The sequence below is a fragment of the Staphylococcus sp. HMSC063A07 genome (genome assembly GCF_001836955.1).
Classification (GTDB): domain Bacteria; phylum Bacillota; class Bacilli; order Staphylococcales; family Staphylococcaceae; genus Staphylococcus; species Staphylococcus lugdunensis.
The window spans coordinates 36,589-53,765 of sequence record NZ_KV830924.1; the positions used below are offsets into that span (position 1 = coordinate 36,589).

The window sequence follows — 17,177 nt, forward strand, 5'->3', positions numbered from 1 at the left end:
ATTGGTTGTACATCTTAATATTCATACGTCATATGATTTGTTGAATTCAAGTTTAAAAATTGAAGATGTTGTGGCTAAAGCTTCAAAGCAAGGTTATACAGCATTAGCTATTACTGATACCAATGTGTTATATGGCTATCCAAAATTTTATGACGCGTGTGTGTCTGCCAATATTAAACCTATCTTTGGGATGACTGTCTATATTACTGATGGATTATCTTCTGTAGAAGCTGTACTTTATGCGTTAAATAATGAAGGATTAACAGCGATGTACCAGTTATCTTCAGCTATCAAAATGAAAGATAAATCATTGGTGCCATTTGAATGGATTACTAAATACCAAAGCAACATTGCTATTGTTTTTAAACAAGTAGAACAAAAGCACGGACATATATTAGAAAAATTTTTAAATGATGAGTTTATATATGTAAATAGTGATAGCAAAAATGATTTTGGATTGCCACGAGTCTGGTTACGAACTGCACGTTATTTAAATGATAATGATGCAGATACCATTGCCGCCCTTCAGGCTATTAAATTGAATGAAAAGTTAGATTTAGTTAATGAGATGGATAATTTAAATGAACATTTCCTCGAAGCTAGTGAGCTAGACGAATTGACAGTTTCACAAGAGGAGTGGGCACAAACGCAAGCATTAGCTGAAAAGTGTAATGCAGAAATACAATATCATCAATCATTGTTGCCACAATTTAAAACACCAGATAATAGTAGTTCTAAAGCATACCTATGGAAACAGCTTGTGCAGCGTTTAAAAACATTACAATTAAATCAAAAAAATTATATAGACAGACTAAACCATGAATTTAAAATCATTACAAATATGGGATTTGAAGACTATTTTCTGATTGTTAGTGACTTAATTCATTATGCCAAAACCCATGATGTAATGGTAGGACCGGGCCGTGGATCTTCTGCAGGATCATTAGTTAGCTATTTATTGGGAATAACAACGATTGATCCTATAAAATATAATTTGCTGTTTGAGCGATTTTTAAATCCTGAACGTGTTACGATGCCAGATATTGATATTGATTTTGAAGACACGAGACGTGAGCGCGTCATTGAGTATGTGCAACAAAAATATGGCGAATATCATGTGTCAGGAATTGTTACCTTTGGACATCTATTGGCAAGGGCTGTTGCAAGAGATGTAGGTCGAATTATGGGATTTGATGAAATTACACTTGCTGAAATATCAAAACTTATTCCTCATCAATTAGGTATTACGTTAAACCAAGCCTATGACAATGATAAATTCAAAGACTTTGTTCATCGCAATTATCGACATGAAAAATGGTTTGAACTATGTAAGAAATTAGAAGGATTACCGCGTCATACATCTACACATGCTGCAGGAATTATTATTAACGACCAACCTTTATTTAATTTCGTTCCTTTAACAATAGGTGATACAGGATTATTGACTCAATGGACAATGACAGAAGCAGAACGTTTAGGATTATTAAAAATTGACTTTTTAGGATTGCGTAATCTATCTATTATCCATCAAATAGTGACACAAGTTAAATATGATTTAAATGTTGAGATCGATATTGAAGCAATACCTTTCGATGATCCTAAAGTATTTGCACTGTTATCACAAGGTGAAACAACAGGTATTTTCCAACTAGAATCAGAAGGCGTCCGTCACGTGTTACAGCGCTTGAAACCGCAACACTTTGAAGATATTGTTGCAGTAACTTCTTTATATCGTCCGGGTCCAATGGAAGAAATACCCACATATATTACACGACGTCACGAACCATCAAAGGTAGCATACTTACATCCAGATTTAGAGCCCATTTTAAAAAGTACATATGGTGTTATCATTTATCAAGAGCAGATTATGCAAATTGCTAGTCGATTTGCTGGCTTCAGTTATGGAGAAGCGGATATATTAAGACGTGCAATGAGCAAGAAAAATCGTGCTGTATTAGAAAATGAACGACAACATTTTGTTGAAGGCGCCCAAAGAAATGGCTATGAAGAACAAATAAGTAAACAAATCTTTGATTTAATTTTAAAATTTGCTGATTATGGTTTCCCTAGAGCGCATGCAGTTAGTTATTCTAAAATAGCTTATATCATGTCGTATTTAAAAGTACACTATCCACATTACTTTTACGCTAATATTTTAAGTAATGTTGTAGGAAATGAGCAAAAAACAGCGGCAATTATTGAAGAAGCAAAGATACAGGGAATTGCAATTTTACCACCACATATTAATCATAGTCATTGGTTTTATAAAGCAACACCACAAGGTATTTACCTATCTTTAGGTGCAATTAAAGGTGTAGGCTATCAAAGCGTGAAAACAATCGTAAATAATAGAAAAGAACAAGGAAATTTTAAAAGTTTTAAAGATTTTTCTAAACGCATACCCAAACGTATAAAAACACGTAAACTTTTAGAGTCTTTAATTTTAGTAGGGGCATTTGATTCGCTGGGGCACAATCGCGCAACATCACTTCAAATGATAGATGAAGCAGTCGATGATATTACACATGTTGGTTTAGATATTTTTGACATTGCGGGTATGACCCCTAAAGATGAGATTGAGGAACGAGAAGAATTGAATGATTTACAGTTAAGCACGTATGAAAAAGAATATCTTGGGTTTTATATTTCACAACATCCAGTTGAAAAAATGTTTCATCGCAAACAGTTCTTAGGAATTTATACATTGGCTAATGCTGCTAATCATCAACCTATTCTTGTGCAGTTCGATCAAATCAAACAGATAAGGACGAAGAAAGGCCAACAAATGGCTTTTGTTGTTGTAAATGATGGTATTAAAGTTATTGATGGTGTGATTTTTCCAGAGCAATACCGTCAATATGGTAATCAGATACAAGAAAATGAAATGTATATTGTCAGTGGGAAGTTTGAACAACGTAATCAGAAGCAGCAATTAGTTATTCAGCAAATTACTTACTTAGAAGACTATCAGCAGCACAAGATTAGCCATGCGAAGCAAATTGTATTGCGCCATATCAATGATAAACAACGATTAAAACAACAGTTACAAACTGAGAAATCTTTTAAAAGTATTGATGTGAACTATTTTGATGAAACTACGAAACAAATGCAAAATGTTGGCTACATTGAGCGTGAACAAGGTAAAATCGAACAGCTTATAGATAACTATAAGCCAGAAGACATAAGAATTATATAACTTTTAACAAACATTAAATTATGATATAGTAAACTGATGATTAAATGTAAACAATCATGAGTTTACTATTTTTATATACATAAAATGATGGTTAGAATTATGATTTGTTTCTAAACGTAAGAAGAGGTCGAGTGTTTGATTAATCGTGGTTTTGTCTCAACATCTTCATTATAAGTATCCAAAAAATGAATAGGGGTTGATGTAATGTCTTTAAGAGATGACGCTTTACAGATGCATAAAGAAAATCAAGGTAAATTGCAAGTTACACCCAACGTTAAAGTAACGAATAAAAAAGAATTAAGCTTAGCTTATTCTCCAGGTGTTGCTGAACCTTGTAAAGAAATACACGAAGATCCTAGAACGGTTTATGATTATACTATTAAGAGAAATACTGTAGCAGTGGTTACAGATGGTACAGCTGTATTAGGACTAGGTAATATAGGAGCAGCTGCGAGCATTCCTGTTATGGAAGGCAAAGCGGTACTATTTAAAAGTTTTGCAGGTATTAATGGTGTACCAATTGCTTTAGATACTACTGACACTGAAGAAATAATCCAAACAGTCAAATTAATCTCACCGAACTATGGAGGCATTAATTTAGAAGATATATCAGCTCCACGTTGTTTTGAAATTGAAGAGCGCTTAAAGAAAGAAACCAATATACCTGTATTCCATGATGATCAACACGGTACTGCTATCGTTACTCTGGCTGGACTTATAAATGCATTAAGAATTGTAGACAAGCCACTATCTGATATTAAAATAGTATTAAATGGTGCTGGCGCAGCTGGCATTGCTATTTGTAAATTATTGGATGCATATGGCGTACGTCATATGATTATGTGTGATTCTAAAGGTGCAATATATGAAAATCGACCATATGGAATGAATGAAACAAAATCATTTGTTGCTAAATTTACAAATAAAGATAAAATAGAAGGAAGCTTACAAGATGTTATTAAAGAGGCAGATGTTTTTATAGGTGTATCAATTGCCGATTTATTAACTAAGGAAATGGTACAATCAATGTCTAAAGATGCTATAATTTTTGCTATGGCTAATCCCAATCCTGAGATTAAACCGGAAGATGCCAAAGAAGCAGGAGCAAAGGTTATTGGTACAGGTCGGTCGGATTTTCCAAATCAAATCAATAATGTACTTGCTTTTCCTGGAATATTCCGTGGCGCATTAGAAGTTGAAGCAACGCATATAAATGAAGAAATGAAAAAAGCTGCAGTAGAAGCAATTGCGAATCTTATTCAACCGGATGAATTAAGACCTGATTATTGTATTCCTGATCCATTTGATAAGCGTGTAGCACCATCTGTTGCTAGAGAAGTTGCAAGAGCTGCAATGGAAACTGGTGTAGCTCGAATTGAAGTTGAACCACAAGCAATTTATGATAAAACGATGAAACTAACAGATATACAATAAGCAAGTAAACATAAGATATTAAAGATATATCAGATAACTTTAAATATAATATAGTGCTTTAGATGTTTAGTGACGTGGAGGTTTATGCATGTTTAAAGATTTTTTTAACAGAAGTAGTAAGAAAAAGAAATATTTAACAGTACAGGATTCCAAGCAAAATGATGTGCCAGCGGGTATTATGACCAAGTGTCCTAAATGTAAAAAGATTATGTATACAAAAGAACTAGCGGAAAATTTAAATGTCTGTTTCAATTGTGACCATCACATTGCTTTGACAGCTTATAAACGTATTGAAGCTGTCTCTGATGAAGGTAGTTTTCAAGAATTTGATAAAGGCATGACATCAGCAAATCCTTTAGATTTTCCAGGTTACGAAGAAAAAATTGAAAAAGATCAACAAAAGACAGATTTACAGGAAGCAGTTGTCACTGGCATTGCAACATTAGAAAATCTACCATTTGGTATTGCTGTAATGGATTCAAGGTTTCGTATGGGGAGTATGGGATCGGTAGTAGGTGAAAAAATATGTCGCATTATTGATTATTGTACTGAACATCGATTACCTTTTATCTTATTCTCTGCAAGTGGTGGAGCAAGGATGCAAGAGGGTATTATTTCTTTAATGCAAATGGGTAAAACAAGCGTATCATTAAAACGTCATTCTGACGCAGGTTTACTCTATATTTCATATTTAACTCATCCTACAACAGGTGGGGTTTCCGCAAGTTTTGCTTCGGTTGGTGATATCAACTTGAGTGAGCCAAAAGCATTAATCGGATTTGCAGGACGACGTGTTATCGAACAAACAATTAATGAAAAATTACCTGAAGATTTTCAAACGGCTGAGTTTTTATTAGAACATGGACAACTTGATAAAGTCGTTCATCGTAAAGACATGAAAGAAACATTAGCCCAAATCTTAAAAATGCATCAAGAGGTGAATTAGGATGCTTGACTTTGAAAAACCGCTATATGATATAAAGAACAAAATTGAATCATTAAAAGAATCTCAACAAAAAAATGATGTGGATTTACAAGATGAAATTGATTTATTAGAGGCTTCATTAAAAAGAGAAACTAAAAAGATTTATACAAATTTGAAACCTTGGGATCGAGTTCAAATTGCTCGTTTACAAGAGAGACCTACTTTATTGGATTATATTCCACATATCTTTGATGCATTTATAGAATTTCACGGTGATCGAAACTTTCGTGATGATCCTGCTATGGTAGGAGGCATTGCGTACTTAAATGAAATGCCAGTAACTGTGATTGGTCAACAACGCGGTAAAGATACGAAAGATAATATTTATCGTAATTTTGGAATGGCTCACCCAGAAGGTTATCGCAAAGCGTTACGATTAATGAAACAGGCTGAGAAATTTAATCGTCCTATCTTTACATTTATTGATACGAAAGGTGCTTATCCAGGAAAGGCAGCAGAAGAACGTGGGCAAAGTGAATCTATAGCGAAAAATTTAATCGAAATGGCATCATTAACAGTCCCTGTCATTGCTATTGTTATAGGTGAAGGTGGTAGCGGTGGTGCATTAGGAATTGGTGTTGCCAATCGCATTTTAATGCTGGAAAATAGTACATATTCTGTAATATCACCAGAAGGCGCTGCAGCATTACTATGGAAAGATAGTAGTTTAGCTAAGATGGCAGCTGAAACGATGAAAATTACCGCTAATGATTTATTACAATTAAAGATTATTGATAATGTTATTGAAGAACCTTTAGGTGGTGCACATAGAGATATTGAGATTCAAGCACAACATATTAAAGCGGCATTTGAAAACGAACTTGCTGAATTGTCAAAATTAAATAAAAAACAATTAGCAGAAGACCGATATAATAAATTCAGACATATTGGTTCATTTGTTGATTAATTAAGTGTAAAAGAGTGAAATGGTAACCATTTCACTCTTTTAATATAAACTTAACAATTAAAACGTTTACATCAATAAACCTTAATAATATTGATGGAATGACCCCAAAAAGTGTGGTAATTTAGAGTTAAAGAGAAATCTAGTTAAGAAAGGTATGTCGTCATGAAAAAAATTGCAGTATTAACTAGCGGTGGTGACTCACCAGGTATGAACGCTGCAGTAAGAGCAGTTGTTCGTACAGCGATTTACAACAACATCGAGGTTTATGGCATTTATCAAGGTTACCAAGGTTTACTAGATGATAATATCCATAAATTAGAACTTGGCTCTGTAGGGGATACCATACAACGTGGAGGTACATTTTTATACTCAGCGAGATGTCCTCAATTTAAAGAAGCAGAGCATCGTAAAGTTGGGATAGATAATCTTCGAAAGAGAGGGATTGAAGGTCTGGTTGTCGTTGGTGGCGATGGTAGTTATCGAGGCGCACAACGTATTAGCGAAGAATGTCCTGAAATTCAAACTATAGGTGTTCCAGGTACGATTGATAACGATATTAATGGTACTGATTTTACAATCGGTTTTGACACAGCATTAAATACAATCATTGAATGTGTCGATAAAATAAGGGATACAGCTTCTAGCCATGCTCGAACATTTATTGTAGAAGTAATGGGACGTGATTGTGGAGATCTAGCTTTGTGGGCTGGTCTATCAGTAGGTGCCGAAACGATTATGGTGCCAGAAGTTAAAACAGAAATTAAAGACGTTGCCGAAAAAATAGAGAGTGGTATTAAACGTGGTAAGAAACATTCAATTGTAATGGTTGCTGAAGGTTGTATGAGTGGCCAAGAATGTGCGGATGAATTAATGAAATATATAAACGTTGACACACGTGTTTCAGTATTAGGTCACATTCAACGTGGTGGAAGCCCTTCAGGCACTGACCGTGTACTCGCATCAAGGTTAGGCGGTCATGCAGTTGATTTGTTAATTCAAGGTAAATCTGGTCTTGGCGTAGGTATTACGCATAACCAACTTACAGCTACGCCATTCGATGAGATTTTCAAAATTTCAGATCATAAATTTAACAATGATATTTATGAACTAGCTAAAAAGCTATCTATTTAATTTAGGAGGCAATTAGAATGAGAAAGACTAAAATAGTATGTACAATAGGACCTGCATCTGAATCAGAAGAAATGTTAGAAAAATTAATGAAAGCTGGCATGAATGTTGCCCGTTTGAATTTTTCTCATGGCAGTCATGAAGAACATAAAGCACGAATTGATACGATTCGAAAAGTAGCGAAAAAACTTGGGAAAACAATTGGAATCTTACTTGATACTAAGGGTCCTGAAATTCGTACTCATGACATGAAAGATGGCCTAATTATGTTAGAAAAAGGCAAAGAAGTTATTGTGAGTATGACTCAAGTAGAAGGAACACCAGAAAAATTTTCAGTAACTTATGAAAATTTAATTAATGATGTTCAAGTAGGTTCATACATTTTATTAGACGATGGCTTAGTTGAACTTGAAGTTAAGGAAATAGATAAAGCTAACGGCGAAGTTAGATGTGAAATTTTAAATACAGGTGAATTAAAAAATAAAAAAGGTGTCAATCTCCCTGGTGTCAGAGTAAACTTACCTGGTATTACAGATAAAGATGCAGATGATATTTTATTTGGAATTAAAGAAGATGTCGATTATATCGCTGCAAGTTTTGTTCGACGTCCAAGCGATGTTTTAGATATTCGTGAAATTTTAGAAAGAGAAAACAATCATAATATTACCATCTTCCCTAAAATTGAAAACCAAGAAGGTATTGACAATATTGAAGAAATATTAGAAGTATCTGACGGATTAATGGTAGCACGTGGAGACATGGGTGTTGAAATTCCACCAGAATCTGTACCAATTGTTCAAAAAGACTTAATTAGAAAATGTAATAAATTAGGAAAACCTGTTATTACTGCTACGCAAATGTTAGACTCTATGCAACGTAATCCACGTGCAACTCGTGCTGAAGCAAGTGACGTAGCTAATGCCATTTATGATGGAACGGATGCCGTAATGTTATCAGGTGAAACAGCTGCTGGTTTATACCCAGAAGAAGCAGTGAAAACAATGAGAAATATTGCTGTATCTGCTGAAGCTGCGCAAGACTACAAAAAATTATTATCAGATCGTACAAAACTAGTTGAAACATCATTTGTTAACGCGATTGGGGTTTCTGTAGCACATACAGCTCTTAATTTAAACGTTAAAGCTATCGTTGCAGCTACTGAAAGTGGTTCGACTGCAGTAACAATTTCTAAATATCGACCACATTCAGATATCATTGCTGTTACACCAAGTGCACATACAGCTCGCCAATTAGCACTTGTTTGGGGTGCATATCCAGTTATTAAAAAAGGTCGTAAAACCACTGATGATTTATTAAATAACTCTGTCGCAACTGCTGTTGAAACAGGACGCGTAACAAATGGGGATTTAATCATTATTACTGCTGGTGTTCCAACTGGTGAAAAAGGTACAACTAATATGATGAAGTTACATCTTGTTGGTGATGAAATTGCAAAAGGTCAAGGTGTTGGCCGTGAATCAGTTGTAGGTCAATCTGTTGTTGCAGATGATGCCAGCGATTTAGAAGGAAAAGACTTAAGCAATTCAATTATTATTACTACTTCAGTTGACGAAACTTTAGTACCATACATTGAAAAAGCAGCTGGCTTAATCACTGAAGAAAACGGTATTACTTCTCCAAGTGCTATTGTTGGTTTAGAAAAAGGCATTCCAACGATTGTTGGCGTAGAACATGCTACTAAAGAAATTAAAGATGGTATATTAATTACAGTTGATGCTGCACAAGGAAAAATCTTTGAAGGCTATGCAAACGTACTTTAATAACTTAAACATTAAATAGTAATAGAGTCTGGGTCTGGGATATAATTATATTTTAGACTATGGACTATATATTGGCAGTAATTGACTGGGTTGAAAATACGCTTATACCAAGCTTTTTTCAATCCTAGTCAACCTTGCCGGAGCGGGACGATGAATTCAGTCCCGCTCCTTTTTTACAATAAATAGAGCATGATAGAGATAAATAGTATAAGAAATAACGGGCTGAGATATAAATGTCTTTAACAAGCTGAAGACGGGGTGCCAATAAAGAGAAATGCAAAAAACATTTTATCAAGCAAAGCAAGGTGGGGTGGTCCCCAACAAAGAAAAATACGAAAAAATTTCACCAAGCAAAATAATAATATGAAATATTGAATATTAAAAAAGCATAAAGATGATTTTTAATTTCCAATCATCTTTATGCTTTTATTTTGGGATTTACATCCCAATCTGTCCATAATTGAGATTTAAATAACCGAATCCTAGCTGCAAATTAACATTTAAGTTGTTTTTAAATGTTAAATAACTTATTTACAAATCTTTATATTTGGTTATTATTTAGTTTTCTTCGCCATTTGTTTATATCTATAATACATAAGTCCTAAAATAATAAACCAAACGGGCGTAAAGTAAATCGCTCTTCTTGTTTCAACATTTACAAATAGCAATGCAAAAACAAAAACAAAGAACAATAGAATGATATATCCCATGTATTTGCCGCCTGGTAATTTATATGTCGACTGTTTATGTAGCTCTGGATTTCTTCTACTATAATTAATATATGCCCAGAGAATAAGTCCCCAAACTACAAGAAATAATACAGTTGAAATAGTCGTAACATACGTGAATACTAAAGTTGCATCTGGGAAAATATAGTTCAATAGTGCTGCAACTAATAAAAATACAGATGAACCAATAATAGCAATATGTGGCACACCTTGTTTATTAGTACTTCTAAAAATAGGTGGTGCTTGTTGTTGATCGGCAAGTCCAAATAACATACGACTATTTGAGAAAATACCACTATTACAAGATGACGCAGCAGCTGTTAGAACAACAAAATTAATGAGTCCTGCAGCGAATGGTATACCGATTAACGCGAATAGTCTAACAAATGGACTATCGTCAGGACTAACTTTATCCCAAGGTATAATTGACATAATAACTGCTAATGCACCGACGTAAAAGACTAAAATACGTAATGGTACAGAGTTGATTGCTTTAGGTATAGTTTTTTGTGGATCTTTTGTTTCACCGGCTGTAACACCAATCATTTCGATACCTACGAAAGAGAACAATGCCATTTGGAATGACATAAAGAATCCAGATGCACCTTTCGGAAAAATACCGTTTTGATATAAGTTAGCAAAACTAGCAGATCCAAATTGCGTTTTGTAAGCCATAAGTATCATCACTAGACCAACGACAATTAACCCGACAATTGTTGCAATTTTAATAATGGCAAACCAAAATTCTAATTCACCAAATAATCTTGCACTCAAAAGATTGAACGTCATTAATATGAGTACACAGAAAAGTGCACTGACCCAGTTTGGAATTTGCGGAAACCAAAAACTTACGTATTTTGCTACCGCAGTTACTTCAGCCATCCCCGTAATAATCCAACAGAACCAATAAGTCCAACCAGTCACGAAACCAGCGAAAGGTCCAATATATTTATTAGTTACATCAGCAAAAGACTTAAATTCAGTATTTTGAATAATAATTTCCCCTAAGCCTCTCATAAACATGAATAACATAAATCCAATGAGGATGTACGTTAATAAGATGGATGGACCTGTCATTGCAATCGTTTGTCCGGCACCTAAGAATAATCCAGTACCAATTGCACCACCAATGGCGATTAATTGCACGTGACGGTTACTCAATTCTCTTTGTAATTTATCCTCCATAAGACAACTCCCTTACATTTAGATATTATTATTATGCACTTATAAACTTCATTCGACAATTATTTTTCATAAATTTTATAAAATTTTCCTTAAAATCGTGTTAACAAATTGTTATCAAATATAATAAAAAATTGAAATATTCAATAAAATCAGACTAATGAACAACATAAATTTGTATAGAATTGTTATAACAGCGCTGATTTTGGGGTATAAGAGTATTAATAGTTTGTTAACTATTATCTTTACACGTTTACATGTATAAAGAATAAGCGTTCACAAATGAAAATTGATTAGCTATAATATTAGTTGAAAGCCATTATAAAAGAAAAGAAAAGGGGAATTTCATATGGCAGAATTAAAAAAGGGTTTAGAAGGGGTTATTGCAGCTGAAACAAAAATCAGCTCAATTATTGGAAGTCAATTAACTTATGCAGGATACGATATTGATGATTTAGCAGAAAATGCTGAATTTGAAGAAATCGTCTTTTTATTAAAAAATTATCGTTTACCAACTGAAGAGGAATTGGCAGATTTAAAGAAGAAATTAAACTATTATATGACATTAAATCCTCGAGTTTATAAACATTTTGAGGAATATGTAACTGATAATGTTCATCCTATGACAGCTTTACGTACATCAGTTTCATACATTGCACATTTTGATCCGAATGCTGAAGGAGAAAGTGAAGAAAAAATTCTTGAAAGATCTATACGTATTCAAGCAAAAGTAGCATCATTAGTGACAGCATTCGCTCGAGTAAGAGACGGTAAAGAACCGCTTAAACCGAAAGCAGAATTAAATTATGCGGGGAATTTTATATATATGCTACGAGGAGAGTTACCTACAGATATTGAAGTTGAGGCGTTTAATAAAGCGTTAGTTTTACATGCGGATCACGAATTAAATGCATCTGCATTTACAGCTCGCTGTGCAGTTTCTTCTTTATCAGATATGTACTCTGGTATTGTAGCAGCCGTTGGTTCTTTAAAAGGGCCTTTGCATGGTGGAGCGAACGAACGAGTAATGAACATGTTATCTGAAGTAAAGTCTGTAGACCAGGTTGACGATTATTTAGATGAAAAATTTGCAAATAAGGAAAAAATAATGGGATTTGGCCATCGTGTATATAAAGAAGGCGACCCACGTGCGAAATATCTCAGAGAAATGAGCCGAAAAATCACTTCAGAAACTGGAAGAAGTGAATTATATGATATTTCAATTGCTATTGAAAAACGAATGAAGGAAGAAAAAGGGCTTATTCCTAATGTCGATTTCTTTAGTGCTACTGTTTATCATAGTATGGATATCCCACATGATTTATTTACGCCAATATTTGCTGTCAGCCGTACAGCTGGATGGACAGCTCATATTTTAGAACAATATAGAGATAATCGTATTATGAGACCGCGAGCTAAATATATTGGTGAGAAAGATCGAAAATATATCCCTATTGAAGAAAGATAGCAGTTAATTAATTACTAATGTGAATTTTTATAATGGAGGTTCAAATTATGTCAGCAGAAAAAATTGTTAAAACACAAGATGGGTTACAAGTTCCAAATGAACCTATTATTCCATTTATTATTGGGGATGGTATTGGACCAGATATATGGAAAGCAGCTAGCCGCGTGATTGATGCCGCAGTTGAGAAAGCTTATAACGGTGAAAAACAAATTGTGTGGAAAGAAGTATTAGCTGGGCAAAAGGCTTATGACGAAACAGGAGAATGGCTACCTAGCGAAACTTTAAAAACGATAGAAGAATATTTAATAGCTGTTAAAGGACCATTAACAACACCAATTGGTGGAGGTATTCGTTCACTTAATGTAGCTTTACGTCAACAACTTGATTTATTTACATGTCTCCGCCCAGTTCGTTGGTTTAAAGGAGTACCATCTCCAGTAAAACGACCACAAGATGTAGATATGGTGATTTTTAGAGAAAACACAGAAGATATATACGCTGGAATCGAATTTAAAGAAGGTACTGAAGAAGTTAAGAAAGTGATTGATTTCTTACAAAATGAAATGGGTGCATCGAACATTAGATTTCCTGAAACATCTGGAATTGGTATTAAACCTGTATCAAAAGAAGGTACTGAGCGTTTGGTCAGAGCCGCTATACAATATGCCATTGATAATGGTCGTAAATCTGTCACATTAGTTCATAAAGGTAATATTATGAAATTTACTGAAGGTTCATTTAAACAATGGGGTTATGATTTAGCGCATAATGAATTTGCTGATAAAGTATTTACTTGGCAGCAATATGATGAGATTGTAGAAAATGATGGTAAAGAGGCTGCCAATAAAGCTCAAGAAAGAGCTGAACAACAAGGTAAGATTATCATTAAAGATTCTATTGCGGATATTTTCTTACAACAAATATTAACGCGTCCTGCAGAGCATGATGTTGTTGCTACTATGAATTTAAATGGAGATTATATTTCAGACGCCTTAGCAGCACAAGTTGGTGGTATTGGTATTGCACCAGGTGCTAATATCAACTATGAAACTGGACATGCTATATTTGAGGCTACACATGGTACTGCCCCTAAATATGCAGGATTAAATAAAGTTAATCCATCATCTGAATTATTAAGTTCTGTCTTAATGTTAGAACATCTTGGCTGGCAAGAAGCAGCTGATAAAATTACAGATGCCATTGAGTCAACTATCGCTTCAAAAATAGTAACATATGATTTTGCTCGCTTAATGGATGGTGCAACAGAAGTTTCAACTTCTGAATTTGCTGATGAATTAATTAAAAATTTAAAATAAGACTTGGTTTGTAGATATGAATCGAAATTCATTTATAAAATGAATTTCGATTTTATCTTTTAAATGGGTACATAATCTCTTAATATTAGGTTATATTTAAATTAATGTAAAAATTATGTAAAGTTAATGTTTGATATGTTATTTTTTTTTAAACTTCAGTTATAATGAATGTGAAAATGCAATTACAATATAGGAGGCACATCATGTCACAAAAAATTTTAGTGGTAGATGACGAGCAATCAATCGTAACATTACTAAAATACAACTTAGAAACGGCAGGATATATCGTCGAAGTCGCATATGACGGTGAAGAAGCACTAGAAAAGGTAGAAAAAGTACAACCAGATTTAATTGTACTGGATGTTATGTTACCTAAAAAAGATGGAATTGAAGTATGTAAGACGATTCGTTCAGACAAAAACTTAGTTCCTATTTTAATGTTAACAGCTAAAGATGATGAATTCGATCGTGTTTTAGGCTTGGAATTAGGCGCTGATGATTATATGACAAAACCGTTTTCACCTAGAGAAGTAGTTGCAAGGGTTAAAGCAATTTTAAGACGTTCTCAGTTTGTTAATGAAGCTGCAAATGATGCAGCAAACGAAGAAGATATTTTAATTGAAAATATACGCATTCGTCCAGAATTTTTTGAAGTTTATAAAGATGATGAATTATTAGAACTGACACCTAAAGAATTTGAACTTTTACTCTACCTTATTGAACGACAAGGAAGAGTTATTACTAGAGAACACATGCTTAATTCAGTTTGGAATTATGAATTTGCTGGTGATTCTAGAATTGTGGATGTACATATTAGTCATTTAAGAGATAAATTAGAAGAAAATCCTAAACAACCAAAATTGATTAAGACGGTTAGAGGTTTAGGTTATAAATTGGAGCGTCCTAAAGCTTAATGCTTAAATTTCATCAACGGTTACTCTTACTATTATGTACAATAACAATAATAAGTTTTATCGGATTAGGCGCTATTATGCATCATTCAATATATCAGACGCTCACGGACAAAAAAGTTGCTGATTTAACTAAGAAAACTGAAAACTATTCAAAATTAGAAGAACAAGGTAAAACTGAAGAAATTAAAAATATCGCAAAAAATGAAAACATTTCTGTCAAAATAACAGAGGGAAATAAAATTATATTTGAAACAAAAAGCCATTATGATATTAACCCTGCAATTGATAATGCAGCCAATCCATCTAATATTATTTATGACCGCGCTGATGAGGGATACCACTATACTTTTAAAAATAAATTTAGCAATGAGGCTATATACATTAGTGGAATAGATGATGAGATGGTTAATTTACAGAAAGAGCTTTGGAAATATATAGCGTTAATTGGTGTTGTTGTACTTATCGCAATTTATTTAGCAGTTAGAAGTATTAAACGTACATATATTAGACCGATTAACGAAGTTACATATGCGACCTCGTTACTCGCTGATGGATATTATCATGTTCGAGTACCTGAAAGTAACGTCAAAGAAACAAAGGCGTTGTTTGTTACAACAAATGAACTTGCACGCCGTTTACAAAAATTAAATAATAAACAAAAAATCCAATCAAACCGTTTAAAAACTACATTAGAAAATATACCAAGTTCTGTATTAATGATTGATAAGTATGGTGAAATTGTTGTAGCCAATCATTCATATTATGAAGTTTTTGGTTTAGAAGAAAAGGTTGAAAACAAGGATTATAATGATTTTATTGATGATAAGATAAAACAACTGATTCTAGAAGCATTTAAAACCGAAAAAAGCATGTATAATCAAGTTGAAGTTAATATCAATAATGTACATCATAAATATTTTGATGTTTCTTGCGTTCCAATTCTGTCAAAATCTAAAAAACATCTGCAAGGTATGGTAGTTGTTTTACATGATATAACTAACTTAAAGAAATTGGAAAATTTAAGACGAGAATTTGTTGCTAATGTATCACATGAGCTTAAGACTCCAATCACTTCTATTAAAGGTTTTGCTGAAACATTGATAGAAGGTGCAAAAGATGACGTGGCATCTTTAGATATGTTTTTAAATATTATTTTAAAAGAATCTAATCGAATCGAGTCTTTAGTTATGGATTTATTAGATTTGTCACATATAGAACAACAACGTGAATTAGAGACAGCGTATGTCAATTTATCGGAACTTGCACACAATACTGTAGATAACTTACAAAATCAGGCGAAAGACAAAAATATCGAAATTATAGATGAAATTAGCCCAGATATTATTTTCAAAGCGAATAAAAATAAAATTGCACAAGTCATTACGAACTTGCTATCAAATGCTATTAACTATTCTTTGGAGAATAATCGAGTTATTGTGCGAGTTTATCGTCAACAATCAAAAGTATATTTAGAAATACAAGATTTTGGTATTGGTATTAGTAAAGAAGAACAAAAGCATATTTTCGAACGCTTTTACCGTGTTGATAAAGCAAGAAGTCGAGATTCAGGTGGTACAGGCTTAGGTTTATCAATTACGAAGCATATTGTTGAAGCACACCATGGTGTCATTAGTGTCAAGAGTGAACCGAATAAAGGATCAACATTCAAAGTAACTTTTACAGATAATTATAGTAATAACGAAGTATAAAATTATTCATACATTCAATAGATATTATTTTAAACTGACGACAAAACTTAGAACTTGTCGTCAGTTTTTTGCGTATTTTAATTTTCAAATGAAGGGAGAACTAAAGGTAGTTAAAAGAAAATGGAACGCCTTTGCAGAGCAAATGCATAAGAATCTGGGACATCATTATGTTCTAGGATATGAACTAAATATTGGCAGTAGGTGACTGGATTGAAAATACGCTGATACCAAGCTTTATCAATCCTAGTCAACCTTACCGCGGGCGGGACTACGAATTCATAATGAATGCTGTCCCGCTCCCTATAAAACTCGCCATGCTCGTTAAGTGCAATAAAGGAATACCTGAGCTGAAGCTCATGGAGAAAATGGAACGCCTTTGCAGAGCAAATGCATAAGTTCCACTAGCCCAAAGACAGTGGAACTATAAAA

General features: G+C 33.6%; 11 protein-coding genes. 10 read left to right on the forward strand and 1 reads right to left on the reverse strand.

Going from position 1 to position 17,177, the window contains the following annotated elements:
• Position 1: 1 nt before the first annotated feature.
• The 6 genes from HMPREF2597_RS06200 to pyk all read left to right on the forward strand — a co-directional run bounded on the left by HMPREF2597_RS06200 (position 2) and on the right by pyk (position 9,431).
• Complete coding sequence (locus HMPREF2597_RS06200) at positions 2–3,196, forward strand: DNA polymerase III subunit alpha (protein WP_002478046.1); 3,195 nt, start codon at positions 2–4, stop codon at positions 3,194–3,196.
• A 204-nt stretch (positions 3,197–3,400) separates the two neighbouring features.
• The gene (locus HMPREF2597_RS06205; RefSeq protein ID WP_002478047.1) at positions 3,401–4,630 is read left to right on the forward strand and encodes an NADP-dependent malic enzyme; all 1,230 of its coding nucleotides are present in this window, start codon (positions 3,401–3,403) and stop codon (positions 4,628–4,630) included.
• A gap of 88 nt (positions 4,631–4,718) precedes the next feature.
• Entirely contained in the window at positions 4,719–5,576 is an 858-nt protein-coding gene (gene accD, locus HMPREF2597_RS06210) for an acetyl-CoA carboxylase, carboxyltransferase subunit beta (protein ID WP_002458873.1), read from the forward strand.
• A 1-nt stretch (position 5,577) separates the two neighbouring features.
• Positions 5,578–6,522, forward strand: a complete 945-nt coding sequence (locus HMPREF2597_RS06215; protein ID WP_002478048.1) for an acetyl-CoA carboxylase carboxyltransferase subunit alpha — start codon at positions 5,578–5,580, stop codon at positions 6,520–6,522.
• A gap of 162 nt (positions 6,523–6,684) precedes the next feature.
• The gene (pfkA, locus tag HMPREF2597_RS06220) at positions 6,685–7,653 is read left to right on the forward strand and encodes a 6-phosphofructokinase (RefSeq protein WP_002458875.1); all 969 of its coding nucleotides are present in this window, start codon (positions 6,685–6,687) and stop codon (positions 7,651–7,653) included.
• Positions 7,654–7,670: 17 nt separating this feature from the next.
• Positions 7,671–9,431 (forward strand): pyruvate kinase, encoded by a 1,761-nt coding sequence (gene pyk, locus HMPREF2597_RS06225; protein WP_002478049.1) that lies wholly within the window; start codon positions 7,671–7,673, stop codon positions 9,429–9,431.
• Positions 9,432–9,985: 554 nt separating this feature from the next.
• Here the strand turns inward: pyk and HMPREF2597_RS06230 are convergent.
• The gene (locus HMPREF2597_RS06230; RefSeq protein WP_002458877.1) at positions 9,986–11,344 is read right to left on the reverse strand and encodes an amino acid permease; all 1,359 of its coding nucleotides are present in this window, start codon (positions 11,342–11,344) and stop codon (positions 9,986–9,988) included.
• 346 nt (positions 11,345–11,690) lie between these two features.
• Here HMPREF2597_RS06230 and HMPREF2597_RS06235 point away from each other — a divergent pair, with 346 nt between their 5' ends.
• The 4 genes from HMPREF2597_RS06235 to pnpS all read left to right on the forward strand — a co-directional run bounded on the left by HMPREF2597_RS06235 (position 11,691) and on the right by pnpS (position 16,748).
• On the forward strand, positions 11,691–12,809 hold the full coding sequence (locus tag HMPREF2597_RS06235) for a citrate synthase (RefSeq protein WP_070817238.1): 1,119 nt from the start codon (positions 11,691–11,693) through the stop codon (positions 12,807–12,809).
• Positions 12,810–12,856: 47 nt separating this feature from the next.
• Positions 12,857–14,125, forward strand: a complete 1,269-nt coding sequence (gene icd, locus HMPREF2597_RS06240; RefSeq protein WP_002478051.1) for an NADP-dependent isocitrate dehydrogenase — start codon at positions 12,857–12,859, stop codon at positions 14,123–14,125.
• A gap of 203 nt (positions 14,126–14,328) precedes the next feature.
• Complete coding sequence (locus HMPREF2597_RS06245) at positions 14,329–15,039, forward strand: response regulator transcription factor (RefSeq protein ID WP_002478052.1); 711 nt, start codon at positions 14,329–14,331, stop codon at positions 15,037–15,039.
• On the forward strand, positions 15,039–16,748 hold the full coding sequence (gene pnpS, locus HMPREF2597_RS06250; RefSeq protein WP_002458881.1) for a two-component system histidine kinase PnpS: 1,710 nt from the start codon (positions 15,039–15,041) through the stop codon (positions 16,746–16,748). The genes HMPREF2597_RS06245 and pnpS overlap by 1 nt, the downstream gene beginning before the upstream one ends.
• The last annotated feature ends 429 nt before the right edge of the window (positions 16,749–17,177 follow it).